We start from the raw sequence: 26,254 nt of genomic DNA, 5'->3' as shown, positions 1-26,254 counted from the left end.
GCCAGATCCGCCACCTTTCTGCCCTGCAGATGCGTTTGCAGGGCTGACCGGAACTTCCAAGAATCTGGTTTGCCCAAAAGGCCGCGCGGGACGCAGCTCGTCTGCCATTGCGCATGTTTTCATGACGGATCATCGCGACTGAACAGCCCTGCCGGCATGTGGCAGCCAGCTTCGTCGATGATCCGTTTCACCAGAGATACATCATGACCCTTATCACGCTTCGAAACCTCGGAATTATCCTGGGCAAGCCGCTTTTTTCCGGTCTCAGCCTCACCATCCATGCGGGAGACCGCATCGGCATCGTCGCCGCGAATGGCTGCGGCAAATCTACCTTGCTCAATTGCCTTGCTGGCGAACTGGATGCCAGCAGCGGCGATATCACCCGGTTGCGCGGGTTGACGCAGTCCATCGTCCACCAGCATCTGCCCCCGGCCCTTCTCACACGGACAATGCGGGATGCGGTATTATCCGCCCTGCCCGCGGATGTGATCGACAGCGACAGCTGGCGTGCCGATATTATCCTTGACGAGATGGCCGTGCCGGAAAGCTATCGCCATCGGCCGCTGCAGGCTCTGAGCGGCGGCTGGCAGCGGCTCGCCATGCTGGCGCGGGCATGGGTCACCGAGCCGGACCTGTTGCTGCTCGATGAGCCGACCAACCATCTCGACCTTGAAAAGATCAAGGTGCTGGAGGGTTTTCTTCAACAGTTACCGCGCGATACGGCAGTGGTCATTGTCAGCCATGACCGTGCCTTTCTCGACAATGTCACCAAAACCACGCTGTTCCTGCGGCCGGAAAATTCCTCGCTCTTCCGCTTGCCCTATGGCCATGCGCGGCGGGCGCTCGAAGAGGAGGATGCCGCCGATGAGCGGCGTTTCGAGCGCGACATGAAGACCGTGCAGCAATTGCGCCGGCAGGCGGCGAAGCTCAACAATATCGGCATCAATTCGGGCAGCGATCTTCTAACCATCAAGACCAAGCAGTTGCGCGAGCGCGCCGAGAAGCTGGAGGAAAAAGCCAGACCCGCCCATCAGGATCGATCTGCCGGAAAGATCCAGCTTGCCAATCGCGGCACGCACGCCAAGGTATTGGTGACGCTGGAGGACATTCCCGTCTCGACACCGGATGGCACCCTGCTGTTCCGCACCGGCCAGCAATTCATCCGCCAGGGCGACCGAATCGTCATTCTCGGCCACAATGGCGTCGGAAAGACGCGGTTGGTCTCGCTTCTGAAGGCGGCTGTAAGGGCTGACGAACAGGTGGCGGAGGGCATCAAGGCCACCCCTTCGCTGGTGGCGGGATATGTCGACCAGTCGCTCGCCGAGATCGATGATGCCAGCACGCCGCTGACGCTCATCACGCATCGGTTCGACATAGGTGACCAGCGCGCGCATGGGCTGCTCGCCGGTGCGGGCATCGATATGGAAATGCAGAAACGTCGCATCGCGACGCTTTCCGGCGGGCAGAAGGCGCGGCTTGCCATGCTGGCGCTGCGCCTGACCGAGCCGAATTTCTACCTGCTGGACGAGCCGACCAACCATCTCGACATCGAGGGGCAGGAAGCGCTGGAGGCGGAAATTACCGGCCGCCAGGCCAGTTGCGTGCTCGTCTCGCACGACCGGAGTTTCGTGCGCACGGTTGGAACCCGCTTCTGGCTGATCGACAAACGCCGGCTGGTGGAAGTCGAGGATGCGGAAGCGTTTTTCGCCTCGGCATAACCATACTCAAAGCGAAGGCCCCTCCCGCCAATCCAATGGCGGGAGGGGCATGCATTGTTATTTCTTCTGCGACAACAGCGAGAAAAAGGCGCCCTGCGGGTCCTGACAATTGACGATCCAGCTTTCGCCGGGAACCTCCATCGGACCGTTGATGACCTTGCCGCCGCCGGCGCTGACGCGGGTGATGGCGGCATCAATGCCATCGACATTGAAGTAATAACTCCAATGACAGACGGGAACCTGCGGCATACGCTTCATCATGCCGCCGATGGCCTTGCCGTTATAGGCGAAGATGCGATACGGCCCCATTTCGCCCATGTCGAAATCATGGTCCTTGGTCCAGCCGAAGACCTCGCCATAAAAGGCGGTCGCTCCATCCACATCGTCCGTCATCAACTCATGCCAGCCGACATGGCCGGGCAGGCTTTGCGCGTCTTCGGGGAAACCGCCGCTTTCCATCGGCAGCGGCGTCATGATGCACAGAACCGCACCATAGGGGTCCGCGACCACCGCAAACCGGCCAATTTCAGGGATATCCTGCGGCTGGCGCATGACGGAGCCACCCTTTTCCTCGAAAAGCCTGGCCGAGGCATCAACATCGTCGACGGCAACATAACCGGTCCAGTTCGGCGGAATGCCCTGACCCTTGTGTTCTTCGGTCAGTTCCATGACACCGCCCATGCCTTTGCCGTCAGCCTCCAGCACCAGATAGGGCATTTCCGGCGAACCGAAATCCTTGGTCTGCCAGCCGGCGACGTGGCCATAAAAGCGGGCGGCCTCTTCCATGTCAGGCGTCATCAGTTCAACCCAGATGAATTTTCCATGTGTATCGGACATCGTCGTCTCCTCAGGAGGTTTGGGCATCTATATTTGGTGATCGCCCGCCGCAGGACGCGGCGGCGCTTTTCTGTTTCTGGCAAATTCCGGCAGGGCTTTACGCTTCGCGCCTGAATTCGGATGTCATGAAGGTCTTGAACGTACCGTCCGGCTGCTTGACGCTGCCGGAAAAGCTGCGGTGATTGTCGTCATGCAGCACCAGCACATCGCGATAGGTATCCATGCGGCCGGAGCCGTCAAAGGCGGGGCCTTCTGCTTCCAGCGTCAGGGTCTTGCCGTCCTCTTCCAGCCAGCCCCTGTAGACCCAGAGGTAGGTCATCATCGACCCAATCCAGCTTCCGACAAAATTGCCCTTGGCTTGGTCGAAGCCGACCGTGATCACCGCCGTCATCTGCGTCCCGTCCGGCATCTTGCCGGTGCCTTCGCCGATGATCCACAGCCCGCCGATGGAGCGGACCGTCTCGGTGAAGCGCTGCGACGGGTCGTCGGCATCATAATCCCCATGGCCGGAACTGGCGGTCATGACCCAGTTCCCGACGATTCTCGACAGGAATTCATGTTCCTTCTGCGGCTTGGCGCTTTCCATTTCCATTGTTGTCTCCTCCTCGTCTGTGCGTTTCAGTGGCAGCAGGCTGCAGCTTTCGGCGCGTCCTCATATTGATCGTGCCGGCGCACCCAATCCATTACACCATCTTCATTACGGCCCTTTGGCACCAGATCGAGCAACATCAACGTACCGAGCGCCTGTTCCATGCCGCGGGCATAAGCCGAGTAAGTGTGATAAATCTTGCCATCTTCGCCCTTGGCGAAAATGCTGACGCCGTGCAGGTCCTTCAGGTCGCCCATCGGTTCGATTTCACGATAATTATAAGTGATCGCCCCGCCCTTGATATCCTCATCGCGGAAGGAAGCCTGATAATCGTAGTTGAAATCGCTGCCTGATGCGGAAACCCAAGGGAACTTCCAGCCCATGCGGTTTCTATAGGCTTCGATCTTTTCAAGTGGTGCGCGGGAAACCGCGACGAAACCGGCATCGCCATGTTTGAGATGGATCATCGCGCCATCGACATGGTCGGCGAAAAAGGAACAGCCGGTGCAGCCCTCTTCCCAGTCGGGCGCCAGCATGAAGTGATAAACGATGAGCTGGCTGCAATCGCCGAACAGTTCCTGGAGCGATTTCGGGCCGGAAGGCGCATCGAAAATATAGTCTTTCGTCACTTCTTCCCAGGGCAATGCGCGCCGCGCCTCGTTCAGCCGATCACGCGCGCGGGTCAGTTCCTTTTCCTTCACCAGCAGATCGCGGCGGGCCGCAAGCCACTCTTCATTCGAAACAACAGGATGAGACATGATCTTTCCTCCTTGGATCCGTCTTTCACCACGGCGCCACTCCGCTCCACCGGAGGGCGCCGCCTATTTCTGCATTGAAAGTCAGTTAAACCATCAGCGGGACATCAAGTTCCGCTTGACTAATTAGGTTGATATCAACATATTTATCGCATGTCAAACGCTGGCCTGATTCCTTTTTCGACAACTCTTTTCGTGCGGGACGCCTGTCTCTGCCTGCATGCGCAGCGCGCCGCACGGGCTTTGGCGCGGTTGTTCGACAATGCGCTGAAGCCTGTTGGCATCAATAATGGCCAGTTTTCCCTGCTGATGTCGCTCAACCGGCCGGAGCCGCCGCCGATGGGGCCGGTCGCCAATCTTCTGGCCATGGATCGCACGACGCTGACGGCGGCGCTGAAGCCGCTGGAACGGCGCGGGCTGGTCAGCATCGAGCAGGACCCGAAAGACAGACGCGGTAAACGCCTGCGGTTGACGGCGGATGGCATGGCCGTGCTTGCCGCCGCTTTTCCCATCTGGAAACAGACCCATGCGGAAATCGAAGCGAAAATTGGCAGCGGCGACCCCGACCGACTGCGCCGCGATCTTATCGATCTCGGCTGAAAGGCCGACGGCATAACGCCACTTTTATCGGCCAGAATGTCATCGGGCCGTCGTGCTGGAAGACGAAACTACGGACGAAACTACCCGGAAAACGCAATCTAGGAGGAAAGATCATGCGTGCAATCGTTTTTGTAAAAGCCACCAAAAGCAGCGAAGATGGCGTCATGCCCACGACTGAACTCATGGAAGCGATGGGAAAATTCAACGAGGAGCTGGTGAATGCCGGCATCATGCAATCCGGTGATGGCCTGCATCCCTCCTCCAAGGGCAAGAGGGTTGTTTTCGACGGCGACAGCCGCACCGTGGTTGACGGCCCGTTCCCGAACACCAACGAACTGGTTGCCGGCTTCTGGCTGTGGAATGTGAAGGACATGGATGAAGCGGTGGCATGGGTGAAACGCTGCCCCAACCCGATGCTGGAGCGCAGCGAAATCGAAATCCGTCCGCTGTTCGAAATGGAAGATTTTGGCGATGCGGTGACCCCGGAAATTGCAGCGCATGTGGAAGAACTGCGCGCCCGTGTGGGCAAGCAGTAGCGGGGGCTCAGGCTTACCGTCGGGCCTGAACAAGCCGAGCGGATGCCGCTTGTTTCTTCTCCCCGCCGGGGAGAAGGTCGCGGCAGCGGGATGAGGGGGCAAGGGTAGAGATAAACCGAGAGCCAGCCCCTCATCCGCCCCTTCGGGCCACCTTCTCCCCGGAGGGGAGAAGAAAGAAGCGGCAGCGTCTGCTCAACCAGCAGCCGTCACCCCAGCAGGCCGGCCAGACGCGGGTCATTGGCAAAATCCGAGGCCAAAAACCCTGTCCGGCGCATCGGGAATTCGCACAACGCCTGCACCCCGGTTTTCGACAGGTGAATTCGCCAGCTCATCCGCTCTACCGGCGTTTTGGCTGCAAAGGCCTTTGGCGACAGGATTGCGATGTTCATCCCACCTGCGGGATCGCGAACCGAGCGGTAAAGGATGGCTTCAACCTTTGCCTCGCGCGCCTGCTCTGCCAATGCCTGGCACGGCTCGTAATTCGTGAGATCGGTCCACAGCGCCTCGTTACGGCTGAGCTCCGGTTTCGTCAGGTCAAGTGCGGCATCGGTGGCGACACGGGCGGCGAAGGCGGAATATTCGGCGGGATTGGCGGGCAGCGGTGTACCCGGCGATTCGGCATAAAACAGCAGCCGGTAAAAGGCCATTTCGGCAAGCGCCGTCTCCACCCTGGCGGCGGCGTAATAAACACCTTCGGTGAAACCTGCGCGGCGAAAACGCGAGCCATAGGGATAGGCCGCGCCATAGCGGAACGGCGTGGCGAGAAGATAATCGAAACCGGCGCATTCAGGCGGAAACGGCCGCTTGCTCGTCTCGAGAATATCTTCCAGCAGCGATTGCTCTTCCACCGTGTCCACCAGCTTCATGGTGGAAACCTGATGCTGCGCTTCCACCAGCCGCCAGTATTTTCCCGATGCGGCGCGTTTTTCAGACAGGAGCGCGTCGGGCGTCCAGATAGGAGAGGACATCGATCAATCCGGTAATGGTGGTGAGTTTTTCGGCAGGCACGGCGTTCAGCGCAAGATTGTGATTGCGCAGCCAGTTTTTCGCAACGGCCTCGTCACCGCCGGCAATCGCGTCCAGCGAACGAAAAACCCGGATCAGCAGCACCGCCAGCTCGAAGGATTTGGCGCCCGGCTCCAGCAGGAAATCCAGTCTTTTCATGCGCGAGACGGTGGGGGCGGAAACGCCGAGAATATCCGCCATGCGGGCGGCATTCAGGCCCAGCCGCTCGGCAGCGGCGATAACGGCCTTGGTGACGACCCTGCCCTGTGCTGCAGGATCCATGGCAGTTTTGGCGTGAATATTCATGGCGCACATCCTTTCTTCAGAAATAATATAGCATATTTATTTCCACAAACAAGAAGGCCGAGGGATGAGCCCCGGCCTCTTTTTTTAAGTCTACAATATCAGGCCACCGAAACCGGCACTTCCGTGGAGGTACGCATGGCGTGGCTATAAGGGCAAACGATATGGGCGGCAGCGACCAGCTCTTCTGCCTTTTCGCGCTCCAGGCCGGGAATATTGACCTTCAGCGACACTTCGATGCCGAAGCCTGTGCCATCTTCGCGCGGGCCGATGCCGACGGTTGCCGTCACAGTCGTGTCTTCGGGGATCTTTACCTTCTGCTTGCCGGCAACCGCCTTCAGCGCGCCGAGGAAGCAGGCCGAATAACCGGCGGCGAAAAGCTGCTCTGGATTGGTGCCGCGGGCACCGTCACCGCCCAGTTCCTTCGGAACGGTCAGCGTGACGTCGAGAACGCCGTCTTCCGACTTGGCGTTACCTGCACGGCCACCGGTGGCGGATGCTTTGGTCGTGTAGAGAATAGGCATGGCATTTACTCCCTTCGGGTTGGTATTGGATGTTTTATAGCGAACAATTAAATTGTGCGCAATATGATTTTGCGCATTGAATGAGATTTTGTTTTTTGCGATAGTTTTCACGAAATTTCGCCGCACATCTATGTGGCAGGAACCGAAAGCGGGGGCCGATTGTTCCCTCCCCGGTTTTATTTTGGAGAGGACTATGGGCGCAGAGGGCAACGACACGAAGATGGAAAGCCTGTTGAGGCTGGACCAGCAGATATGCTTTGCCCTTTACGGCGCAGCGCACGCCTTCACACGCGCCTATAAGCCGCTGCTCGACCCGATCGGCCTGACCTATCCGCAATATCTGGTCATGATGGCGCTCTGGGAAAAGCAGACTTCCACCGTCAAGGCGCTTGGCGAAATGCTGGGGCTGGATTCCGGCACGCTGTCACCGCTGCTGAAAAGGCTCGAACATGCCGGACTGATCACCCGCAAGCGCGGCACGGTGGACGAGCGGCAGGTGCTGGTGGCCTTAACGCCAAAGGGCGCCGACCTCAAAAAAGAGGGCGTGAAGATCATGGCGGCCATCGGCGGCGCCACCGGCTGCGGGCTGGAGGAACTGGCCCAGCTGCGGGACAAGGTGAATGCGTTGAAGGATGGCCTTGCCCGCACGTAACCCTGAAAAAACTAAAGGCGGCACGAGGCCGCCTTCATTTATGCGAATAAGCTACAGCTTACTGCCAGACCACCACACGCGCCTTCTGCGGCACGCGGTCGTAGAGGTCGATGACGTCCTGGTTCATCAGGCGCACGCAGCCGGAGGAGACGGCCTTGCCGATGGAGTTCCATTCCGGCGAGCCGTGCAGGCGGTAAAGCGTGTCTTTGCCGTTCTGGAAGATATAGAGGGCGCGGGCGCCGAGCGGGTTCTTCAGGCCTGGCGGCATGCCGCCATTCTTGGACGAATATTTGACCAACTCCGGCTGGCGGGCGACCATTTCGTCCGGCGGGGTCCATTTCGGCCATTTCTGACGCCACTGGATGACACCTTCGCCCGACCAGGCGAAACCATCGCGGCCGATGCCGACGCCGTAACGCATGGCGCTGCCGCCCTGCTCCACAACGTAGAGGAAGCGCGAGCGCGTATCCACAACGACGGTGCCGGGGCGCTCGCCGGTCGGGTCGACAACCCGCTGGCGATAATAACGCCGGTCGATTTTCTGATAGGGTACGGCGGGAATGACATAACCGCCGTCTTCAACCGAACCGTACATGACGGCCAGTTCCGCATCGCTGACGCCGGGCGAGAACATCTGGCGGAAATCGCTGCCGATGGCGCTCGCCTGCTGGCGGATGGCGTCTCCCGTGCCGGATGAGGCGCAGCCCGCCAGAAGCGAAGCAGAGGAGATGCCGAGAAGGGAAAGAAAGGTGCGTCTGGAAAGATCTGTGTCGGTGCTTGTCATAAGGCCGGTTTGTCCCACATTCGAACGGCTATATCGCCGTTGTACGTCATTTGTTCCGTTTCATGCGTATTGCGAAAATAGTTAACCGACCGCTAAAAGCCAGTCACAAGCTGCTGGCGGAATGTTGCCCACATCTCTTTCTTTTCGAGCGTGGTCAGATAACCACAATCTGCGCGCCTTTCGGCACACGCTCGTAAAGGTCGATGACATCCTGATTGAGCATGCGCACGCAGCCGGACGACGTCGCCTTGCCGACGGACTGCCAGTCGGGCGTGCCGTGCACGCGGTAAAGCGTGTCCTTGCCGTCCTTGAAAATATAAAGCGCACGCGCGCCGAGCGGATTATTGAGACCCGGCGTCATGCCGCCATTGGCCGCCGAGATGGAGGTGAGCTCCGGCTGGCGCTTGACCATTTCGTCCGGGGGTGTCCAGCGCGGCCATTTCGCCTTCCACTGTATCTTGCCTCGGCCCGACCATGCATAACCATCACGTCCGAGACCGACGCCGTAACGGATCGCCTTGCCGCCCGGCTGCACCAGATAAAGGAAATGCTGTTTGGTATCGACGATGATGGTGCCCGGCGCTTCCGCCGTCTGATAGCTGACTTCCTGCCGCAGATAACGCGGGTCGATGCGGCCATAGGGAATGGCGGGAAGTGAACGGTCTTCGTCGCGGATCGGGCCATACATGACCCGATGCAGCGGATTGGAAACCGGCAGGCCATAGGTCACCATGCGATCCGGGGAGAGCGGTGCGGCCTGACCCTGCACCTGCGGCGCGCTCAGCCCCTGTCCGCGCACCGGCGGGCCATACTCCTGATGGAAGCGGGTTCTGAACAGGTCCGGCGGACGCGTCGAAAGCTGGCCCGGCTGCGGCGGCAATTCCGGCTGGCGGTTGGAGCTGACGGAATTGAAGTTGAAGACCGGCGCCGTTTCCCGCACGAAGACATCCGGGTCCATCCGGGTCGTATCCGTCACGAAAAGGCAGCCGCTCAGGAGCGGCAGAGCCGCAAGGCCCGCCAGAGAGGCCGCCCGGCGGCAGTGTTTCAAAAGGAGTGCTGTCATCTGAACCGCTTCATGGAATCCAATATGGCTGCATGATGAACCGCGCGGCTGGCGCGAGGCTGGTGTGTGCCTTTCAAAAAAAATCGGAAATCTGCATTTTTGCTCTTGAACCTCTAGTTGCTAGAGGTGCCAGATTGGCTGTCGAGTGGAATTCAGGAGCGAGAACCATGAATATTTCGACACGCGGCAGTTTGAACGGGGAAGCAGGAGACCTGACCTTCACGGTCGGCGGCATGGATTGCGGCAGCTGTGCGGCGAAGATCGAAACCGCGCTCTCCCGCCTGCCCGGCGTTGCCGACGTCAAGGTATCCGTTGCACGCGAAAGGCTGAACCTTTCGCTGGCGGAAGACAAAACGTCGGTTGCAAAAATCGAGGATACTCTGCGCAAACTCGGCTTCAAGCCAGCTTTGCTGCCGCAGGAGAAGGCTCCGCGCGAAAAGATCGCGGCGGAACCTCACGACCATGGGCATGACCACGACCATTCATCCTGTGGCGGTCATCACCCTGCCGAAGCAGCACCGAGCGTCGAGCAGAACAATGCCCTGACCTTCTCGGTCGGCGGCATGGATTGCGGCAGCTGCGCCGCAAAGATCGAAACCGCGCTTTCCCGCCTGCCCGGTGTTGCCGACGTCAAGGTGTCGGTTGCGCGCGAAAGATTGAACCTGTCGCTTGCCGAGAACACAACCCCGACCGCAAAAATCGAGGATACGCTGCGCAAGCTCGGCTTCAAACCCGCCTTGCTGCCGCAAGACAAGTCGGCGCGGGACAAGGTGGAAGATGACGGGCACGACCACGGGTCCTGCAACGGTGATCATGATCACTCGGGCCATGACCATTTGGGGCACGATCATGCGGATCATGACCACGCCAATTGCGGCGGCCATGACCATGATCACGCCAAGCATTCGCATGGAAAGGCGCAGCCCGCGGCAGTGACCCCAAGCGCCGAGGTCGGACACGCCCATGGCGCGGACGAAAAGGGCGCATGGTGGCGCACGGCAAAGGCCCGCAACACCTTCACCGGCACCATTCTGGTCGCTGTCGCCTATGCGGCAGAACTCACCTTCCCGGCCTGGGGCGGTTACGCCTTCATCATCGCCACGCTGGTGACGCTGTTTCCGATTGCGCGCAATGCCTTCAACGCCGCCCGTTTCGGCGCGATCTTCACCATCGAGATGCTGATGACCATTGCCGCCATCGGCGCGATCTTCATCGGCGAGGCGGAAGAAGCGGCGATCGTCGTGCTGCTGTTTTCCATCGGCGAACTGCTTGAAGGCTTTGCGGCCGCACGGGCGCGTTCCGGCATCAAGGCGCTTGGCTCATTGCTGCCGAAAACGGCGCTGGTGGAAGAAAACGGCGCGCTCCGTCAGGTCGCCGCCGATCAGGTCCGCATCGGCCAGGTGGTCGTGGCGCGGCCGGGTGATAGAATCGCCGCTGATGGCGTGGTGATGGAGGGCGAATCGAGCGTCGACGAATCGCCGATGACCGGCGAGAGCATTCCCGTCGCCAAGGAAAAAGGCGCCCGCGTGTTTGCCGGTTCGATCAACCATGACGGCTCGCTGCGCATCCGCGTTGACCGCGCGCCGGAAGACAACACCATCGCCCGCATCATCACGCTCGTCGAGGAAGCGCAGGATGCCCGCGCCCCGACCGAGCGCTTCATCCAGAATTTCTCGCGATATTACATGCCGCTGATCGTGGCGATTTCGGCGCTCACCATCATAGTGCCGCCGCTTGTCGGTTTGGGCGACTGGGATACCTGGATCTATCGCGGTCTGGCCCTGCTTTTGATCGGCTGCCCCTGTGCGCTGGTCATCTCCGTTCCCGCCGCCATCGCCTCCAGCCTTTCGGCTGCGGCACGCCACGGCATGCTGGTAAAGGGCGGCGCGGTTATCGAAATGCTGGCGCGCACGGAAACCGTCGCCTTCGACAAGACCGGCACGCTGACGCTCGGCGAACCTGTCGTGACAGACGTGGTAGCGCTTGACGGCAACGAGGCCGGCCTCATCGCGCAAGCCGCAACCATCGAGCATGAATCGAGCCATCCGCTGGCCAGAGCCATCGTCAACCATGCCGAGAAGGCCGGCGTGAAGCCCCTGCCCGGTTCGGAGATCAAGGCGATTTCCGGCCGTGGCATGCAAGGCATCGTTGACGGCAAGCGCCTGTTCATCGGCGCGCCACGCTTCGCAACCGATGTCGGCACCCTCTCGCCAGAGCTGGTCGACCGCATTACTGCGCTTGAGAGCGAAGGCAAGACGGTGGCCGTCGTCATGGCCGGCGATGCGGCAACCGGCCTCTTCGCCATGCGCGACGAGCCGCGCAAGGATGCGGCTGAAGGCATCAAGGCGCTGAAGGAGATGGGTATTTCTTCGCTGATGCTGTCGGGCGACAATGCCCGCACGGCCAAGGCCATCGGCAACAAGCTGGGTCTTGAAGCACGCGGTGAACTCTTGCCGCAAAACAAGGTCGAGGAAATCCGCAAGCTGGCCGCCAAAAAGACCGTGGTGATGGTGGGTGACGGCATCAACGATGCACCGGCGCTGGCCGCCGCCAGCGTCGGCGTCGCCATCGGCTCGGGCACTGACGTGGCCATGGAAGCGGCGGATGCGGCGCTGATGCGCAACAATGTCGGCGATGCCGCCCGCCTCATCGGCCTCTCACGCGCCACCATGAGCAATATCCGCCAGAACGTGGCGATCTCGCTCGGCCTCAAGGCGGTGTTTCTGGTCACGACCGTCACCGGCCTGTCCGGCCTGTGGCTGGCGGTGTTTGCCGACACCGGCGCGACGGTGCTGGTGACTGCCAACGCCATGCGGCTGCTTGGTTATTTCAAGAAGAGCGTCTGATTTCGCAGGAAGGCCGAAAGCTGCAGCGGTGGTTTTCGGCCCTTTTATGCGAACTGATTGAAAAAACGGATGCTTTCCGCTACCGCGCCCGGGACCACGCCATTGTGGGTGCCGGGCAGAAGTTTTTTATCAACCTTGAACCCGGACATCAGGGCACGATCCACAAAAAGCTGGTGGTCGGCGTCGAAAGGCCGCTCCTCATCGCCGCGCAGCAAGAGTGCCGGGCATTTGAGGCTGGGGCCGAAACAGACCGAGGAGCGCATGATGAATTCACGCTCGTCGGTTTCGTCGAAACAGATCTCGTCCGAATAGCGATTGAAATATCGCCATGAATTGACGCCCGCCGACATGGGTGCCGCCGCACGGAATTTACGGCTCATGGCGGCGAGCAGCGTCAGCGTGCCGCCATTGGAATGGCCGGCAATGAAAAAGCGCTTTTTATCGATGCCGGGCAGGTTTTCCAGATAGGTTGCCGCCGCCAGCGCATCCGCCGTTTCATTGTAGAAACCGGAATAATTGCCGTTCTGGCCGTTCTCTCCCCGGAAAGACGGCAGCAGCACGACAAAACCAGCCTCCCAATAGGGCTTCATCAGCGCCCAGTGGCCGTCTCCCGTGGCATTGCCGCCGTGGAGGAAAAGCACTGCCGGCTTTAGTGTCCTGGAAGGCTGATAATGGGAGAGCCAGGCGACAAGCTCGATGGAACCATCAGGCCCGCCTGGATAAGTCACGCGTTCCGCGCCGGGCGGCGTGCCGAGGGCCGAGGATTTTTCCGGCGCGGCCATCTTGCGCAGCAGGTGGGTGTGAAAATGTTGACGCGCCTCCGCGTAATCCTGTCTTTCAAGCGGCAAAACCTCCGGGGCAGCAATGCCGGCTTTCGCGCCCTGCGGCAGAAGCGCTGCCACTGACAGGCCCATGGCGCCGGCAAGCAGGCTACGCCGGCTCAGGCCCTCGCAAATCACGCCGCTCTCTTCCTGTCCGAAGGCTGAGAAAAGAAAGCGTTTATCTGCCATGGGTGCACTCTGAGGACGGGGATGGAAATATTAGCAGTTCAGCACTGCGGCGGGAGACTGTCCAATCACGGATTCGCGAATGACAACAATGTATTCGCAGCATTCATGGCAATTTCTGGACGGCCACCCTACCCTTCCGCGCCATCGATCATCGCCACCAATGTCGAAAGCCGGTCCGCTTCGGCCGGCAGCTTGTCGGCTCTCAGCCGCGCAATGCGCGGAAACCGCATGGCAACGCCGGATTTGTGGCGGGCGGAGCGGTTGATGCCCTCAAAGGCCACTTCCAGCACAAAACCGAAATCCGGCGTGGCCCGCACCGCCCGCACCGGGCCGAAACGCTCAACGGTATTGTCGCGCACGAACTTGTCCAGCACTTCAAGTTCAGCATCGGTGAAACCGAAATAGGCCTTGCCCACGGGCACGAGTTGCTCGCCATCCTCACCTTCCGCCCACACACCGAAGGTGAAATCGGAATAATAGCTCGACCTTTTGCCGTGGCCGCGTTGGGCATACATCATGACAGCGTCGATATTATAGGGATCGCGTTTCCACTTGAACCACGGACCCTTGGCGCGGCCTGCCTGATAGGCACTGTCGCGGCGCTTGATCATCACGCCTTCGATCACCGGATCGGGCGGGGCGGCGCGCAACGTGTCGAGTTCCGGCCATGTGGAGAACGAGATCAATGGCGACAGGTCGAAGCGGTCATGCGGGGCATGTTCGATGATGTCAGACAGCCGGCCGCGACGCTCCAGATAGCTCTGCGCGCGGATATCGCTCTCGCCATCGAACAGCAGATCGTAAGCGCGGATGAAGGCGGGGTAGTCGTCCAGCATCTTCGCAGTCACCGTCTTGCGGTTCAGTCGCTGCTGCAGGTCGGAAAAGGTGCGGGTGAGATTGTTGGAGCGCACTGTCCCGCCAATCAGCAACTCGCCATCCATCACGCCTTCAAAATCAAGCGCATCGAGCACATCCGGGAATGCCCCGGAAATATCGTCGCCGGAGCGGGAGTAAAGCTTTCGCGTCTCCCCGGCGCGGGATAGCTGCACGCGAATGCCGTCCCATTTCCATTCGGCGGCATAATCCGCCGGGTCCAATGCATCGAGATCGCCTTCGGCCACCGGTGTGGCCAGCATGACCGAATGAAAGATGGCGGGGGTGGCCAGCACCGGCCGGTCCGACTTGCCCTCCAGCCACGCAAAAAGCGTGGTGTAGGGAGGCGTCAGCCCATGCCAGAGGGTTTCGATTTCGGTGATGTCCTTCCCCGCAAAATCCGCCAGCGCCTGCCGCGCCAGCCGCGCCGAAACGCCGATGCGCAGGCTGCCGGTGGCGAGTTTGAGGAAGGCGAAACGTGAGGATGTATCGAGCCGGTCGAGCAGATCGCGCACCGCGCCGCGCACTTCGGTGCGCCCCAGCGAATTCATCAGCGTCACGACGTCGCCGAGGCGCGGATCCTGCGCCTCGGAATCGTCAGCACCACCGATATTCCCCCAGACCAGCGAAATGGTCTCGGCGAGATCTCCGACATAGTCATAGGAATAACGGAACAGGACCTCGTCCATCCGCTCCATAACCAGCTCGCGCAGCATGGCGGGTTTGACGCTTTTGAGGTCCAGCGTGCCGGCAATCGCCGCCAGCCCGTAACCCCGATCCGGATCAGGCGTATCGCGAAAATAATCGGTCAGCAGCTTCAGCTTGCCATTGCGCGACGGGGTGAGGACAAGGCGATCGAGAAGCGTGGCGAAGGCTTTCATTTCAATCCCCCTCGTCTTCGTAACCGACAAGATGCAGCGGCTTGGCGGCAATGCCCTGCAATTCGCACCAGCGCACCAGCGCCTCCTCCCGGCCATGGGTGACCCAGACGGCTTGCGGGGAAATTTCCTTGATGGTCTCCAACAGTTCCGGCCAGTCGCAATGGTCCGATATGACCAGCGGCAGTTCCACGCCGCCCTGCTTTGCCCGCTGCCGCACCATCATCCAGCCGGAGGCGAAGGCGATCAGCGGTTCGTTGAAGCGCCGCGCCCAGCGCTCCTGAAAGGCCGAGGGCGGGCCGACGACAATCGCACCCTTGAAAGCGGCGGGGTCACTTTTTTCGAGCGTAGCGGGGCGCAGATCGCCGAGATCAATGCCCTGCGAGACATAATAATCGCAAAGCCGCGCCAGCGCGCCGTGGATGTAGATCGGCTCGGCATAACCATTGTCGCGCAATAGCCGGATAACGCGTTGCGCCTTGCCGAGCGAATAGGCCCCGACCAGATGGGTGCGTTCGGGGAATTGTTTGATGGAGGTAAGCAGCTTGCCGATTTCCACACGCGGCAGCGGATGGTGAAACACAGGCAGACCGAAGGTGGCCTCGGTGATGAAGACATCACAGGGCACCGTCTCGAAGGACGCGCAGGTTGGGTCGATGCCGCGCTTGTAATCCCCCGATGCGACGATGCGCATGCCGTTCATCTCCACGGAGATTTGCGCCGAGCCCAACACATGGCCGGCCGGATGGAACCCGACAGTGACGCCGTTCACCTCCACCGTTTCACCGAATGCCACCGCCTGCTCGCTGCCGCAGAAATCCTCGCCATAACGGATACGCATGATATCGAGCGTCTGGCGCGTGGCCAGCACCGCGCCATGGCCGGCACGGGCGTGATCGGAATGGCCATGGGTGATCAGCGCCCGCGCCACGGGGCGCACGGGATCGATATAAAAATCGCCCGCCGGGCAATAAAGGCCTTTGGGCGTGGAGTTCAGGAGCTGTTCCGGCTTCATATGCATTGAGATAGGGCCGCCCGCGCGAATGTAAAGTGCTGCGAGCATAACGCGGAACGGGCGTTAAATTTCCCGCAGGGGTGTTTTTGTTTTGCCGTCACCTCCCTGTCATTTCGGCTTTTAGCTGGGGCTGTATCGAGTTGTGACGGCGGTTCGCACACGAGACCAGCGTAAGACCGGCTGAGAGGACAATCATGAGATTTGAGCTTGCGGGAATGTATCCATTCGGATACATGTCGTGATGAACAGTTTCGAGAAATCGGCAGAGTTCGACGAGTGGCTGAAGGCTTTGAAAGATCGTACCGGAAAGGTGCGGATTCTTCATCGCCTCACGGCAGCCGAGCACGGGAATTTCGGCGATTGTCAACCGGTAGATGGAGGCGTTTCAGAAGTGCGCATCCACTTCGGTCCGGGTTATCGGGTTTATTTCACGCGTGTCGGCAAGAGGATTTATTTCCTCCTGATCGGCGGGAATAAGTCGTCGCAGAAGCGGGACATAAAGCGCGCAATCGCGATGGCGCAAACAATAGCAGGGGATGGCCATGACGGAATTTAGTAAATTCGATGTGTCGGACTATCTGGATAGCGATGAAGCCATGATCGAATATCTGGCAGTGGCGATGGAAGACGAGAACCCCGATGTGTTCATCGCCGCCCTTGGCGCAGTCGCCAGAGCTCGCGGAATGTCGCATGTCGCGGATGTATCGGGTCTCGGCCGGGAAAGTCTCTATAAAGCGCTTAAACCCGGTTCGAAGCTCCGCTACGAAACCGTGCAGAAAGTCCTGCATGCGCTGGGTTTCCGGCTGGCCGTCGAAAAATCATTGAACGCCGCGTAAGGCCGGCGTTTACACGCCGGCCTTCACCATCTTATTCCCCCGCTGCTTCCGCGGGCTTCGCCTCAACCGCTGCAGGCAGGCGCACCGGTTTCAGCATCAGCGCTGCCGCAAGGCCGATGGCAGCGGTTGCGGCGGCCGCGAAGAATAGCGGTGTAAACGCATCCGAGTAGAGCGAGGCAACGGCCGCCTGCGAGGCGGTGGGCAGTTCGGCGAGCATTTTCGGCGTCAGTTCCTCTATTCTGCCGACGCCGGGGATATCCACCGCCACGCCCTTGAGGCTGGAGGTGACGATCGCGCCATAGACCGAGATGGCGATGGCGGCGCCGCCCATGCGGGTCAGCGTCACCGCGCCGCTCGCCGCACCGATATCGGCCTTGGGCGCGGAATTCTGCACGCCGATGATCGGCGCCTGCTGGCCGAGGCCAACGGCGAAACCCTGCACCAGCATCAGCACCGCAATCAGCCAAAGCGGCGTGCCCGCATGCATTTGCGTGAACAGCAGCATGGCGATGAGATTGATGGTGAGGCCCGCCACCGAGAACGGCTTATAGACGCCGGTGATCGAAATCAGCCGGCCGGCCGATAGCGAACCCATGACGATACCGCTGGTGACAGCGATGAAGAACAGGCCGGCATGAGAGGGGGAAAGGCCCGTCGTGGTCTGCAGGAACAGGGCATAATAATTGACCATGCCGATGCCGATGCCGCCGCTGGTCAGCGAAACGATCATCAGCAGCGGAAAGGTCGAATCCTTGAACAACCTGAGCGGTACGACGGGTTCCGGCGCGCGACGCTCCACCTGCACCCAGAGGAAAGCGGCGATGACGGCGAAGGCGATGATGCCAAGGCTCGGTGCCGCGATCAGCGAGCCGAACAATTCGCTGCTGTCGGCCCAGAACACCACGCTGGCGATGGTGGCCGCCAGCAGAACCGCACCGAGATAATCAATCTTCGGCTGGCGCGCGGGGCGACGGTAAGGCAGCATCAGCGCCAGGCCCGCAATGACGATAATGCCGAGCGGCAGGTTGATGAGGAAGATCGACCGCCAGCCGAACAGGTCGCTCATCGTGCCGCCGAGGATCGGGCCGACACTGCCCGACGCCATGATGGTGAGGCTGGAATAGCTCTGGTAACGGGCGCGTTCGCGCGGTTCGAACAGATCCGCATTGACGGAGAAGATCGACACCATGATGCCGCCGCCGCCAAGGCCCTGCAACACACGGGCGGCAATCAGGCTATCCATCGACCAGGCCACGCCGCAGGCGAGCGAGCCCAGCGTGAAGATAACCACCGCCGCGATCATCACATATTTGCGCCCGAACAGATCGCCGAGCTTGCCATAAACAGGCATGACCGCGCTGGTTGCCAGAAGATAGGCGGAGCCGATCCAGCCGAAACGTTCCAGCGCGCCGAATTCGCCGACGATGGTGGGCAGTGCTGTCGATACGATCTGGTTGTCGAGCGTGGCCATGAACATGGCCAGCATCAGAAATAGGAAAACGATGAGCCTGCGCCGATGATCCGACACAAGCGGCGCCACGGGGGCTGCGGACATATCCATGAAAAATCTCGTTGAGTTTCGGCGGTTTTGCTGCGACAATTTGTGTGCTATTAGCATATATATGTCAATGGCAAGTTTTTGACATCCATGCTATTCGCGCTAAATGTGATCGCGAACGAGCAAGAAAAGGAACGGCTGAGAGTGGCGACCGAGGAAGACTGGAACGAAGATTTGCCCGAGGACATCAAGCGGATCGGCAATACGATGACGCGCATGCGCATCATGATCGGCCGCCGCATCATCGGCCGCATGGCGCTTGCCAAGCTCGCTCCGGGTCTCGAACTTTCGCATATCGACGTTCTGGATATTCTGCGGCGCGCCGAAGGTGATGTCACCGTGGGTGCGATTGCCGAGGGCATGCGCATCGATCCCTCGCGTGGCAGCCGCGTCGTCGCGGACATGGTCGGGCGCGGCCTGCTGAAACGCGGCGTCTCGCAGGAGGATGGCCGCCGCAGCATCGTCGAGATTACGCCGCTCGGCACCAGCCTGCTGCAGGAAATGCGCCGCACCAAGATGAGCGTCATCGAAGATGTGATGGATGGCTGGCCGGCCGACGATGTGGAGACTTTCGCGCGCCTGTTCGAGCGGTTTATCGACCGTTTCGAATACCGGTTGTCGCCGGATACGGACTTGTTGACGGATCAGAAAAAATCATAGTTGCCCCGGCGCTCTGCAACTTCACTTTAAAACAACGAGACCGTAACGTGCCGCCATCGAACAGGTTCAAGGGGTAATTTCGATGTTGACGATTTACGGTGTCTACCGGTCCCGCGCCACGCGCACGCTGTGGCTCGCAGGGGAACTCGGCATAGAATTCAAACATGTGCCTGTCATACAGGCCCGCCGCCTTGCCGATCCGCTCGCTGCCGACGCGCCGCTCAACACACTGTCGCCCGCGTTTCTCGCCATCAATCCGATGGGGACCATTCCCTGCGTCGAAGATGACGGCATGGTGCTTTATGAATCCATGGCCATCAATCTTTACCTCGCCCGCAAATATGGCGGGCCGCTGGCGCCTGTGGACCTCAAGGAAGATGCGGCGATGCTGCAATGGTCGTTCTTTGCGGCCACCGAAGTCGAAGCCAATTCGCTGAAGATTTCTTCCGCCGTCGCCGAAGGGCTCTCGGAAGGCGATGCCGGCAGGGCGGTGATCGACGTTGCGGCGCGCCTGCTGAAACGCCCTTTCCGGGTGCTGGAACAGCATCTTGTCCGCCATGATTATCTGGTGGGTGATCGCTTCACCGTTGCCGATCTCAATGCCGCGGAAATCGTTCGTTACGCGCAGGGCCACCCGCCGCTGTTTGACGCCCATCCGGCGGTTAAGGCCTGGCTCACCCGTTGCCAGGCGCGCACGGCGTTCAAGACCATGTGGGATACGCGCGCGGCTGAGGCGGCTTGAAATGAGCTTTGGGCGCGGACTGGAGACGTCCATCCGTACTCAACATCATCCTCGGGCTTGTCCCGAGGATCCAACCACGTCGAAGAAAATCAATACGTTGCAGATCCTCGGGACAAGCCCGAGGATGACGACAGCAACTATTAGCCCCTCTCGCTCGCCAGCGCCCGCTGCACTGCCGGGCGGTCGTTCATGCGGCGGAAGTGATCGTGCACTTTCGGGAAGCGGGCAATATCCACGCTGTCGCTTTCCAGCCAGCCGGACATGACGAAAAGATAGGGGTCAGCCACCGAATAGGCCGTGCCCAGAACCCAGGGGCCGTGCAGCAGGCCGTGCTCGATCAATTCGAAGCACTCGCCCATGGTCTGCGGCACTTTCGCTTTCATATCCGCCAGAGACGCATCCTCATTCGCCCAGCGGCTGCCGCGCCGGCCATGGGCATGGGCGACATGCACGGTGGAGGCGATGAAGGCGTTGAAAGACTGCATGACCGCGAATTCGAAGGGATCATCCAGCGGCGCAAGTTTCTTCTCCGGAGCCATCTGGGCGATAAAGGCGAGGATGGCCGGTGTCTCGGTCAGCACCCCGCTTGCGGTGGCGAGCGCCGGTACGCGGCCTTTCGGATTGATCTTCAAAAATGTCTCGGAACGCTGTTCGCCCTGCGCAAAATTGACGCGGTGGGCCGTGTAAGGCAGGCCGGATTCCTCAAGCACGATATGGCTGGCGCGCGAGCAGGAACCGGGGGAGAAAAACAGGGTAAACATGAATATGCGACCTCCAGGACAATGAAGGCGTCCACCTCCTCTTGCTGTGAACGCCGGACCTTGCCGGCGGCCGGGAGTCGGCCATCACGCGCAGGGCAAGCCATCATCGTGCCGGCAACCGGCGACGTCAAAGGTTTTATGGCGTTTCTTACAGCCCGACGACTCTGACGTCACCGACATGGATGCCGTTCCAGTTGCGCATCTGCCGGTTGGCCATGCCTGTCAGAGCCTGCTGCTCGGCGCTGCCCTCATCAAAATAGCGGGCTAGCAATGCCGAGACCATGGCTTCGGCCGCGCGCGTGGTGCCGTCCTCGCATTTCACCGCCATGGCAATGCCCTTTTCCGGCAGGGCCGCCACGAAAACGCCTTCAGCGCCGGTCTTGGCAAAAATCTTGCCCGGTGCGATCTGCATAAGCTTCGTGCAGGCGCGGCCGGTGCCTGCCACATAAAAGGGTTCCGCCATGCAGGCCTCGATGAGACGGCGCGAGGCCTTGGCGCGGCCCGCTTCCAGCCCGCTGCCCGTCGCCATCCTGGCGAAACCATGCGCCAGACCCGTGAGCGGCACCGCATACGTCGGGATGGAGCAACCATCGACGCCACAATTGTCGTGGCCGAGCTCCGCCCCCGTCAGGCTTGCCATCGTGGCGCGGATTTGCCTCTGCAACGGGTGATCATAACCGATATAGCCCTTGGGGTCGGTGCCCGTGTGGCAGCAGGCGCAGATGAAGCCGGAATGTTTACCGGAGCAATTATTGTGTAGCGCCGTCGGTTTTTCCAGCGTGCGGGCCTGATGGATGATGGTTTTCTGGTCGGATGACCAGTGCGCACCGCATTCCAGCGTCTCCACATCCCGTCCCGCTTTGGCCAGCATGGAAGCGGCAAGCGCCGCATGTTCGTCTTCACCGGAATGGGAGGAACAGGCAAGCGCCAGTTCACGATTGCCGAAACCATAGGCATCCGCCGCGCCGCTTTCCACCAGCGGCAGCGCCTGCATGGCCTTGCAGGCGGAACGCGGGAAGATGCCGCGCTCGATATCGCCTGCCGCAAACACAACACCGCCATCGCCATCCACCACCACGGCAAGGCCCTGATGGCGGCTTTCGACAAGACTGCCCCTGATGATTTCGACGGTAACGGAATTGTTCATTCTCTCAGCCTCAAAAAATTCTGATTTTATGTCGTTGATACCGCAATTGATTTTTCGATGCACGGGGCTCTCAGTGAAATTTGCAAAACGTCTGCTGCTGGCGATTGCCATTATCTATCTGCTTCCCGCTCTGGCATCCGCCGGCTTGTGGGCCATGCGGGACCATCCGCAGGGCTGGCGCGATGCCCGCTGGTCCTCCTCCGGCACCCTTCCCAAAGCCGACGCTGACAGGGAAGCGGCGGTTTACGTGTTTTCCGCCATGACTGGCGGCTTCAAGGGCTCCGTCGCCAGCCATGCCTGGATCGTGCTGAAAAAGCCGGGTGCGACGGCCTATGACCGCTATGACAAGGTGGGTTGGGGAACGCCCATTCGCCGCAATGGCTATGCGGCGGATGCCTTCTGGTATTCCAACACGCCGCGCCAGGTGGTGGCCGTTCACGGCGCGGCGGCGGAAAAGCTGATCCCCAAGATCGAACAAGCGATTGCCGACTACCCCTACGGCAAGCCGGGCGGCTACCGCATCTATCCCGGCCCGAACTCCAACACCTTCGTCGCCCATGTGCTTCGCAGCGTGCCGGAACTCGGCGTGGTGCTGCCATCAGATGCGGTGGGCCGCGACTATCTGCCGAACGGCGCGTTTTATCATGTTGCCGACGACTGGAAGGATGCGAGTGTTTCGCTGGGCGGATTGTTTGGTATTTCGGCGGGAATGCGCAGCGGTTTCGAGATCAATTTTCTCGGTCTGGTCGCGGGGATCGATTTCAGCCGCCCGGGCATCAAGATACCGGGGCTTGGTTATTTCGGGGTGGCCGGCGCACGCGTCTGACGCATCAGGCATCGGCGGCGTGACTTGCCCTTTTTGCGCGGATGGCCTGGGCGATGAAAACGCGCGACAGGCCATGATAGAGCGGCTCCCGGGAGAACAGGCGGGAGGTCAGATATCCCAGCATCGATGCGACCATGATGGGGATGACGCCTTCATGATTGCCGGTCATTTCGAGGATAATGACAAAAGCCGTCATCGGCGCCTGCACCACGCCGGCGAAATATCCTGCCATGCCAACGATCGCGCCAAGGCCGATGCTGGTGCCGAGCAGAGCGGCCATGGTGCTGCCAAAACCGGCACCCACGGACAGGGAGGGCGCGAAGATGCCGCCGGGAATACCCGACATCATTGCAAGAAATGTCGCCGCCAGCTTTTCGATGAAGAAGAAGGTCGGAGCGGCTTGCCCCTCAATCGCCGCACGGGCCTGTTCGTAGCCGGTTCCAAAGGTCGCGCCACCCGTTGCAATGCCGATGACGGCCGAAGCGAGGCCGCAGGCGGCGGCAACCGCCAGCATTCGCTTCAAAGGCATGGTTTGCGCGAAGCGCCGGATGCGGGCGGACAGACGCAGCGCCCCGGCGCTGAAAAGCGCGCCGAAAGCGCCGCCGCCAATGCCGCAGATCAGCACCAGAAGCCAGTCTGCTGTCGTTTTCGCCAGAACGGAACTCGTACCGAAATATGTGTAGCTGCCGACCAGCGCCAGCGAAGCAAGGCCGGACAGGATGACGGCGGTGAGAACGAGGCCATTGGCGCGTGATTCGTAGGTTTTGCTCATTTCCTCGATGGCAAAGACAATGCCTGCCAGCGGCGTATTGAAGGCGGCCGCGATGCCCGCCGCCGATCCGGCAAGGATGAGACCCTTCGCCTGCGCCATGCCGCCCCAGCGGGCGGCCTGCAGCATGATCGAGGCACCCACCTGAACGGTCGGCCCCTCACGCCCGATCGACGCACCGGACAAAAGACCCGCCACCGTCAACACCACCTTGCCGAAAGCGAGCTTCAGCGACAGAAGCCGCGAGCGATCCGCATCGTCACGCAGATGCCGCGCCGCGATCGCCTGCGGAATGCCGCTGCCACCGGCATTGGGGAAAACCGTCAATGCCAGCCAGGCGCAGAGCGTGAAACCGAGCGGCGTGATGATGAGCGGTAACAGGAACGCCCACGGCCCCGAAGAAGTGGCCGCGAAGAAAAGATGCTGGGCGCGATCCGCCGCCCATGCAAAACCGACGCTGATGACCCCCACCGCAAGCGCGCCGACCCAGAAAACCGCCCGCGGTTTCCACGCCCGCCACGACCCCCAGACAACACGGGAACGGCGGAGCATCTTCAGCTTCTTGTAATCGACGGGCATGGCGGTCCAGATCGGTAATTTCAGTCATTATCGGGCGGGAGGTCCTTTTATCGGCCTGTCAGCCGGTGATTGCAAGTTTTGCATTTGACTCTTCAGGGGAGTAGGGCGATGATTTGCATTGCAAATGCAACGCATGGAGAGACGAGATGAAAAACGCAACCTTGCCTTCACTGCGTGTGACGGCTGACTTTCGTGAAGCCGCAGAAAGTGTGTTGAAGGACGGCGAAACGTTGTCCTCCTTCGTTGAGGATTCCGTGCGCAGGCAGGTAGAAATCCGCAGATCGCAGGCAGAGTTTATCGCGCGCGGGTTGGCGTCGCTGGAAGAGGCTGAGCGTACCGGTGTATATTATACAACCGACGATGTCCTCTCCATGATGCAGAAGAAGCTCGATGCGGCAAAGGCAGCAAAGCGAAAATGACATATTCGCTTCGTTATACCCAAGAAGCGTTGGATGACTTTGATCGCATTTATGATTTTCTCATTGTTTACGACATCGATGTCGCGGAAAAGGCTATCCGCGCTATCAGGGCAGGCCTTGAGGTTTTGACCGACTTTCCGTTCAGCTGCCGCAAAGCATCTCCAGAGAACAGCTTGATACGCGAACTTCTCGTGCCATTCGGTTCGTCCGGCTATATCGTGCTGTTTCGCATCGACAGCGCGGAAACCGTCACCATCGCTGCCGTCCGCCACCAGCGCGAGGATGATTACCACTGAACCTCACCGGTCGCTGACCGCGGCGCGCGGGTTTACCCACGGCTCTTGGTTGGAACGCGGCAGCGGGGTCTTGCCAAGAATATGATCGGCCGCCTTTTCGCCAGTCATGATCGACGGGCCGTTGAGGTTGCCATAGGTCACATGCGGGAAGATCGAGCTGTCGGCGACCCTCAGTCCCTCCACGCCGATCACCCGGCATTCGGGATCGACGACGGCCATCGGGTCGTTGCGGTCGCCCATCCGGCAGGTGCCGCAGGGGTGATAGGCGCTTTCCAGATGCTCACGCAAAAAGGCGTCGATTTCCTCGTCCGTCCCGACATTTTCGCCCGGCTGGATTTCCGGTCCGCGAAAATCGTCGAAGGCTTTCTGGCTGAAAATCTCGCGCGTCAGGCGCACGCAATGGCGGAATTTTTCCCAGTCTTCCGGATGGCTCATATAGTTGAAACGAATGACCGGATCGTCCTTCGGATCGGCGGAGCGGAGCGTGACATTGCCGCGCGATTTCGACAGGTTATAGCCGACATGCACTTGAAAACCATGGCTTTTCGCGGCCGCCTTGCCGTCATAGGAAATGGCGACGGGCAGGAAATGATACTGGATGTCAGGCTGTTTCAGCCCCGGTGCTGAGCGCAGGAAGGCGCAGGCCTCGAACTGATTGGAGGCGCCAAGCCCGCCTTTCGACAGCAGCCATTGCGCGCCAGCCACGCCCTGCCAGAACCATGGCAGCCAGGAATAAAGCGAGACCGGCTTGGTCGAGACCTGCTGGAAATAGAACTCCATATGGTCCTGAAGGTTTGCGCCCACACCCGGACGATCCGCCTTTACCTCAATGCCCATCTCAGCCAGATGCGCGGCAGGGCCGATGCCCGAAAGCATCAGCAGTTTCGGCGAGTTGAAGGAGGAGGCGGACACGATGACTTCGCGATTGGCCGTGATGGTTTCCACCAGGCCCTTACGCTCGATCTCGACACCCACGGCGCGGCCATTCTCGATGACAATCTTGCGGGCAAAACCGCCAACCAGCGTAACATTACCGCGCTTCAGCGCCGGCCGCAGGTAGGCATTGGCGGCGGACCAGCGACGGCCGTGGTGGATGGTCTGCTCCATAAGGCCGAAACCTTCCTGCCTGGAGCCGTTATAGTCGTCCGTCAGCTCGAAGCCGGCCTGTGCGCCTGCCTGAATAAAGGCATGGAACAGCGGATTATTCACCGGCCCGCGCTGCACATGCAGCGGCCCGTCCGTGCCGCGCCAGCCTTCCTCGCCGCCATGGCTGTGTTCCATGCGCTTGAAGTAGGGCAGCACATCCGCATAGGCCCAGCCATGCGCGCCAAGCTCTTCCCAGCGGTTGAAATCCTCGGCATGGCCGCGCACGTAAACGAGACCGTTGATGGACGACGAGCCGCCGATGACCTTGCCGCGCGGGGCGGTGATGCGGCGATTGTCGAGATTGGGTTCGGGCTCGGAGAGGTAACCCCAATTGTAGCGCTTCATGCTCATCGGCCAAGCGAGTGCGGCCGGCATCTGGATGAAGGGGCCGAAATCCGACCCGCCAGCCTCGATGACGATGACGGAATAGCGACCGTCTTCCGACAGGCGGTAGGCGATGGCGGAACCTGCGGAACCGGAGCCGACGATGACGTAATCTGCTTGCATTACCGTTTCTCTCCCAAGGG

At 60.5% G+C, this 26,254-nt stretch carries 28 protein-coding genes; 12 read left to right on the top strand and 16 right to left on the bottom strand.

The window, feature by feature from the left end; all coding sequences use genetic code 11:
• Positions 1-203: 203 nt before the first annotated feature.
• A complete protein-coding gene (locus DXT96_RS01955) occupies positions 204-1,718 on the top strand; it encodes an ABC-F family ATP-binding cassette domain-containing protein (RefSeq protein ID WP_153513348.1) in 1,515 nt (504 codons plus the stop codon).
• Positions 1,719-1,775: 57 nt separating this feature from the next.
• On the opposite strand, the gene DXT96_RS01950 is transcribed toward DXT96_RS01955, so the two are convergent.
• The 3 genes from DXT96_RS01950 to DXT96_RS01940 form a co-directional block, all read right to left on the bottom strand.
• A complete protein-coding gene (locus DXT96_RS01950) occupies positions 1,776-2,555 on the bottom strand; it encodes a VOC family protein (RefSeq protein WP_153513347.1) in 780 nt (259 codons plus the stop codon).
• A gap of 97 nt (positions 2,556-2,652) precedes the next feature.
• Positions 2,653-3,147, bottom strand: coding sequence for a DUF1579 domain-containing protein (locus DXT96_RS01945; RefSeq protein ID WP_149898801.1), 495 nt, complete (start codon positions 3,145-3,147; stop codon positions 2,653-2,655).
• 26 nt (positions 3,148-3,173) lie between these two features.
• A complete protein-coding gene (locus DXT96_RS01940; protein ID WP_149898800.1) occupies positions 3,174-3,902 on the bottom strand; it encodes a thioredoxin family protein in 729 nt (242 codons plus the stop codon).
• Between the two features lie 150 nt (positions 3,903-4,052).
• On the opposite strand from DXT96_RS01940, the gene DXT96_RS01935 reads away from it, so the two are divergent.
• A complete protein-coding gene (locus DXT96_RS01935; protein WP_153513346.1) occupies positions 4,053-4,499 on the top strand; it encodes a MarR family winged helix-turn-helix transcriptional regulator in 447 nt (148 codons plus the stop codon).
• 113 nt (positions 4,500-4,612) lie between these two features.
• Complete coding sequence (locus tag DXT96_RS01930) at positions 4,613-5,035, top strand: YciI family protein (protein ID WP_153513345.1); 423 nt, start codon at positions 4,613-4,615, stop codon at positions 5,033-5,035.
• A 206-nt stretch (positions 5,036-5,241) separates the two neighbouring features.
• Here DXT96_RS01930 and DXT96_RS01925 read toward each other — a convergent pair whose 3' ends face one another.
• The 3 genes from DXT96_RS01925 to DXT96_RS01915 form a co-directional block, all read right to left on the bottom strand.
• Positions 5,242-6,003, bottom strand: coding sequence for an RES family NAD+ phosphorylase (locus DXT96_RS01925; protein ID WP_194287524.1), 762 nt, complete (start codon positions 6,001-6,003; stop codon positions 5,242-5,244).
• Complete coding sequence (locus DXT96_RS01920) at positions 5,963-6,346, bottom strand: MbcA/ParS/Xre antitoxin family protein (protein WP_153513344.1); 384 nt, start codon at positions 6,344-6,346, stop codon at positions 5,963-5,965. The genes DXT96_RS01925 and DXT96_RS01920 overlap by 41 nt, the downstream gene beginning before the upstream one ends.
• Before the next feature lie 98 nt (positions 6,347-6,444).
• A complete protein-coding gene (locus tag DXT96_RS01915; protein ID WP_003511906.1) occupies positions 6,445-6,867 on the bottom strand; it encodes an organic hydroperoxide resistance protein in 423 nt (140 codons plus the stop codon).
• 193 nt (positions 6,868-7,060) lie between these two features.
• On the opposite strand from DXT96_RS01915, the gene DXT96_RS01910 reads away from it, so the two are divergent.
• Entirely contained in the window at positions 7,061-7,519 is a 459-nt protein-coding gene (locus tag DXT96_RS01910; protein ID WP_153513343.1) for a MarR family winged helix-turn-helix transcriptional regulator, read from the top strand.
• 58 nt (positions 7,520-7,577) lie between these two features.
• Here DXT96_RS01910 and DXT96_RS01905 read toward each other — a convergent pair whose 3' ends face one another.
• Together DXT96_RS01905 and DXT96_RS01900 are read right to left on the bottom strand one after the other, a co-directional pair.
• The gene (locus tag DXT96_RS01905) at positions 7,578-8,303 is read right to left on the bottom strand and encodes a L,D-transpeptidase (RefSeq protein ID WP_003494344.1); all 726 of its coding nucleotides are present in this window, start codon (positions 8,301-8,303) and stop codon (positions 7,578-7,580) included.
• A gap of 154 nt (positions 8,304-8,457) precedes the next feature.
• Complete coding sequence (locus DXT96_RS01900) at positions 8,458-9,366, bottom strand: L,D-transpeptidase (RefSeq protein ID WP_149898795.1); 909 nt, start codon at positions 9,364-9,366, stop codon at positions 8,458-8,460.
• Between the two features lie 167 nt (positions 9,367-9,533).
• On the opposite strand from DXT96_RS01900, the gene DXT96_RS01895 reads away from it, so the two are divergent.
• Positions 9,534-12,212, top strand: a complete 2,679-nt coding sequence (locus DXT96_RS01895; protein ID WP_153513342.1) for a heavy metal translocating P-type ATPase — start codon at positions 9,534-9,536, stop codon at positions 12,210-12,212.
• Positions 12,213-12,256: 44 nt separating this feature from the next.
• Here the strand turns inward: DXT96_RS01895 and DXT96_RS01890 are convergent, their stop codons facing one another.
• The 3 genes from DXT96_RS01890 to DXT96_RS01880 all read right to left on the bottom strand — a co-directional run bounded on the left by DXT96_RS01890 (position 12,257) and on the right by DXT96_RS01880 (position 15,994).
• Positions 12,257-13,222, bottom strand: a complete 966-nt coding sequence (locus DXT96_RS01890) for a S9 family peptidase (protein WP_153513341.1) — start codon at positions 13,220-13,222, stop codon at positions 12,257-12,259.
• Positions 13,223-13,350: 128 nt separating this feature from the next.
• On the bottom strand, positions 13,351-14,976 hold the full coding sequence (locus tag DXT96_RS01885; protein WP_153513340.1) for a cisplatin damage response ATP-dependent DNA ligase: 1,626 nt from the start codon (positions 14,974-14,976) through the stop codon (positions 13,351-13,353).
• Between the two features lies 1 nt (position 14,977).
• Positions 14,978-15,994 (bottom strand): ligase-associated DNA damage response exonuclease, encoded by a 1,017-nt coding sequence (locus DXT96_RS01880; protein WP_194287523.1) that lies wholly within the window; start codon positions 15,992-15,994, stop codon positions 14,978-14,980.
• A 235-nt stretch (positions 15,995-16,229) separates the two neighbouring features.
• Here DXT96_RS01880 and DXT96_RS01875 point away from each other — a divergent pair, with 235 nt between their 5' ends.
• Together DXT96_RS01875 and DXT96_RS01870 are read left to right on the top strand one after the other, a co-directional pair.
• A complete protein-coding gene (locus tag DXT96_RS01875; RefSeq protein WP_153513339.1) occupies positions 16,230-16,544 on the top strand; it encodes a type II toxin-antitoxin system RelE/ParE family toxin in 315 nt (104 codons plus the stop codon).
• Positions 16,525-16,824 (top strand): addiction module antidote protein, encoded by a 300-nt coding sequence (locus DXT96_RS01870; RefSeq protein ID WP_207135581.1) that lies wholly within the window; start codon positions 16,525-16,527, stop codon positions 16,822-16,824. Before DXT96_RS01875 ends, DXT96_RS01870 begins: the two co-directional genes overlap by 20 nt.
• A 31-nt stretch (positions 16,825-16,855) precedes the next feature.
• Here DXT96_RS01870 and DXT96_RS01865 read toward each other — a convergent pair whose 3' ends face one another.
• Complete coding sequence (locus tag DXT96_RS01865; RefSeq protein WP_194287522.1) at positions 16,856-18,385, bottom strand: MDR family MFS transporter; 1,530 nt, start codon at positions 18,383-18,385, stop codon at positions 16,856-16,858.
• A gap of 141 nt (positions 18,386-18,526) precedes the next feature.
• Here DXT96_RS01865 and DXT96_RS01860 point away from each other — a divergent pair, with 141 nt between their 5' ends.
• Together DXT96_RS01860 and DXT96_RS01855 are read left to right on the top strand one after the other, a co-directional pair.
• Positions 18,527-19,042, top strand: a complete 516-nt coding sequence (locus DXT96_RS01860; RefSeq protein WP_174372932.1) for a MarR family transcriptional regulator — start codon at positions 18,527-18,529, stop codon at positions 19,040-19,042.
• Between the two features lie 82 nt (positions 19,043-19,124).
• Positions 19,125-19,784: a glutathione S-transferase family protein gene (locus tag DXT96_RS01855; protein ID WP_149898789.1), complete on the top strand. Its 660-nt coding sequence runs from the start codon at positions 19,125-19,127 to the stop codon at positions 19,782-19,784.
• A 140-nt stretch (positions 19,785-19,924) separates the two neighbouring features.
• On the opposite strand, the gene DXT96_RS01850 is transcribed toward DXT96_RS01855, so the two are convergent.
• Both DXT96_RS01850 and DXT96_RS01845 read right to left on the bottom strand, forming a co-directional pair.
• Entirely contained in the window at positions 19,925-20,545 is a 621-nt protein-coding gene (locus tag DXT96_RS01850; protein ID WP_153513337.1) for a glutathione S-transferase family protein, read from the bottom strand.
• 148 nt (positions 20,546-20,693) lie between these two features.
• Positions 20,694-21,692, bottom strand: a complete 999-nt coding sequence (locus tag DXT96_RS01845; protein WP_153513336.1) for an asparaginase — start codon at positions 21,690-21,692, stop codon at positions 20,694-20,696.
• A 73-nt stretch (positions 21,693-21,765) separates the two neighbouring features.
• Between DXT96_RS01845 and DXT96_RS01840 the strand changes: the two genes are divergently transcribed.
• On the top strand, positions 21,766-22,518 hold the full coding sequence (locus DXT96_RS01840) for a DUF3750 domain-containing protein (protein ID WP_371418765.1): 753 nt from the start codon (positions 21,766-21,768) through the stop codon (positions 22,516-22,518).
• A gap of 4 nt (positions 22,519-22,522) precedes the next feature.
• Here the strand turns inward: DXT96_RS01840 and DXT96_RS01835 are convergent, their stop codons facing one another.
• On the bottom strand, positions 22,523-23,866 hold the full coding sequence (locus DXT96_RS01835) for a chloride channel protein (protein ID WP_174372935.1): 1,344 nt from the start codon (positions 23,864-23,866) through the stop codon (positions 22,523-22,525).
• Between the two features lie 146 nt (positions 23,867-24,012).
• On the opposite strand from DXT96_RS01835, the gene DXT96_RS01830 reads away from it, so the two are divergent.
• Positions 24,013-24,285, top strand: a complete 273-nt coding sequence (locus DXT96_RS01830) for a YlcI/YnfO family protein (RefSeq protein ID WP_149898785.1) — start codon at positions 24,013-24,015, stop codon at positions 24,283-24,285.
• Positions 24,282-24,581 carry a type II toxin-antitoxin system RelE/ParE family toxin gene (locus DXT96_RS01825; RefSeq protein ID WP_149898784.1) on the top strand — a complete coding sequence of 100 codons (300 nt, stop codon included), beginning with the start codon at positions 24,282-24,284 and terminating at the stop codon, positions 24,579-24,581. The genes DXT96_RS01830 and DXT96_RS01825 overlap by 4 nt, the downstream gene beginning before the upstream one ends.
• Positions 24,582-24,584: 3 nt before the next feature.
• Here the strand turns inward: DXT96_RS01825 and betA are convergent, their stop codons facing one another.
• Entirely contained in the window at positions 24,585-26,234 is a 1,650-nt protein-coding gene (gene betA / locus DXT96_RS01820) for a choline dehydrogenase (protein ID WP_149898783.1), read from the bottom strand.
• Positions 26,235-26,254 lie beyond the last annotated feature (20 nt).

This window comes from Agrobacterium sp. ICMP 6402 (assembly GCF_009498615.1).
GTDB classification, from domain to species: domain Bacteria; phylum Pseudomonadota; class Alphaproteobacteria; order Rhizobiales; family Rhizobiaceae; genus Agrobacterium; species Agrobacterium burrii.
This window is presented reverse-complemented; position numbering and strand designations above follow the sequence as displayed.

What these genes read in the sequence shown, in the direction of transcription:
- DXT96_RS01850 (WP_153513337.1), bottom strand. Translation starts at nt 20,545, where the DNA reads ATGTTTACCCTGTTTTTCTCCCCCGGTTCCTGCTCGCGCGCCAGCCAT.
- DXT96_RS01930 (WP_153513345.1), top strand. Translation starts at nt 4,613, where the DNA reads ATGCGTGCAATCGTTTTTGTAAAAGCCACCAAAAGCAGCGAAGATGGC.
- DXT96_RS01905 (WP_003494344.1), bottom strand. Translation starts at nt 8,303, where the DNA reads ATGACAAGCACCGACACAGATCTTTCCAGACGCACCTTTCTTTCCCTT.
- DXT96_RS01845 (WP_153513336.1), bottom strand. Translation starts at nt 21,692, where the DNA reads ATGAACAATTCCGTTACCGTCGAAATCATCAGGGGCAGTCTTGTCGAA.
- DXT96_RS01950 (WP_153513347.1), bottom strand. Translation starts at nt 2,555, where the DNA reads ATGTCCGATACACATGGAAAATTCATCTGGGTTGAACTGATGACGCCT.
- DXT96_RS01955 (WP_153513348.1), top strand. Translation starts at nt 204, where the DNA reads ATGACCCTTATCACGCTTCGAAACCTCGGAATTATCCTGGGCAAGCCG.
- DXT96_RS01915 (WP_003511906.1), bottom strand. Translation starts at nt 6,867, where the DNA reads ATGCCTATTCTCTACACGACCAAAGCATCCGCCACCGGTGGCCGTGCA.
- DXT96_RS01900 (WP_149898795.1), bottom strand. Translation starts at nt 9,366, where the DNA reads ATGACAGCACTCCTTTTGAAACACTGCCGCCGGGCGGCCTCTCTGGCG.
- DXT96_RS01925 (WP_194287524.1), bottom strand. Translation starts at nt 6,003, where the DNA reads ATGTCCTCTCCTATCTGGACGCCCGACGCGCTCCTGTCTGAAAAACGC.
- DXT96_RS01945 (WP_149898801.1), bottom strand. Translation starts at nt 3,147, where the DNA reads ATGGAAATGGAAAGCGCCAAGCCGCAGAAGGAACATGAATTCCTGTCG.
- DXT96_RS01885 (WP_153513340.1), bottom strand. Translation starts at nt 14,976, where the DNA reads ATGAAAGCCTTCGCCACGCTTCTCGATCGCCTTGTCCTCACCCCGTCG.
- DXT96_RS01875 (WP_153513339.1), top strand. Translation starts at nt 16,230, where the DNA reads ATGAACAGTTTCGAGAAATCGGCAGAGTTCGACGAGTGGCTGAAGGCT.
- DXT96_RS01855 (WP_149898789.1), top strand. Translation starts at nt 19,125, where the DNA reads ATGTTGACGATTTACGGTGTCTACCGGTCCCGCGCCACGCGCACGCTG.
- betA (WP_149898783.1), bottom strand. Translation starts at nt 26,234, where the DNA reads ATGCAAGCAGATTACGTCATCGTCGGCTCCGGTTCCGCAGGTTCCGCC.
- DXT96_RS01935 (WP_153513346.1), top strand. Translation starts at nt 4,053, where the DNA reads ATGTCAAACGCTGGCCTGATTCCTTTTTCGACAACTCTTTTCGTGCGG.
- DXT96_RS01825 (WP_149898784.1), top strand. Translation starts at nt 24,282, where the DNA reads ATGACATATTCGCTTCGTTATACCCAAGAAGCGTTGGATGACTTTGAT.
- DXT96_RS01870 (WP_207135581.1), top strand. Translation starts at nt 16,525, where the DNA reads ATGGCCATGACGGAATTTAGTAAATTCGATGTGTCGGACTATCTGGAT.
- DXT96_RS01880 (WP_194287523.1), bottom strand. Translation starts at nt 15,994, where the DNA reads ATGCATATGAAGCCGGAACAGCTCCTGAACTCCACGCCCAAAGGCCTT.
- DXT96_RS01940 (WP_149898800.1), bottom strand. Translation starts at nt 3,902, where the DNA reads ATGTCTCATCCTGTTGTTTCGAATGAAGAGTGGCTTGCGGCCCGCCGC.
- DXT96_RS01910 (WP_153513343.1), top strand. Translation starts at nt 7,061, where the DNA reads ATGGGCGCAGAGGGCAACGACACGAAGATGGAAAGCCTGTTGAGGCTG.
- DXT96_RS01830 (WP_149898785.1), top strand. Translation starts at nt 24,013, where the DNA reads ATGAAAAACGCAACCTTGCCTTCACTGCGTGTGACGGCTGACTTTCGT.
- DXT96_RS01920 (WP_153513344.1), bottom strand. Translation starts at nt 6,346, where the DNA reads ATGAATATTCACGCCAAAACTGCCATGGATCCTGCAGCACAGGGCAGG.
- DXT96_RS01835 (WP_174372935.1), bottom strand. Translation starts at nt 23,866, where the DNA reads ATGCCCGTCGATTACAAGAAGCTGAAGATGCTCCGCCGTTCCCGTGTT.
- DXT96_RS01865 (WP_194287522.1), bottom strand. Translation starts at nt 18,385, where the DNA reads ATGGATATGTCCGCAGCCCCCGTGGCGCCGCTTGTGTCGGATCATCGG.
- DXT96_RS01890 (WP_153513341.1), bottom strand. Translation starts at nt 13,222, where the DNA reads ATGGCAGATAAACGCTTTCTTTTCTCAGCCTTCGGACAGGAAGAGAGC.
- DXT96_RS01895 (WP_153513342.1), top strand. Translation starts at nt 9,534, where the DNA reads ATGAATATTTCGACACGCGGCAGTTTGAACGGGGAAGCAGGAGACCTG.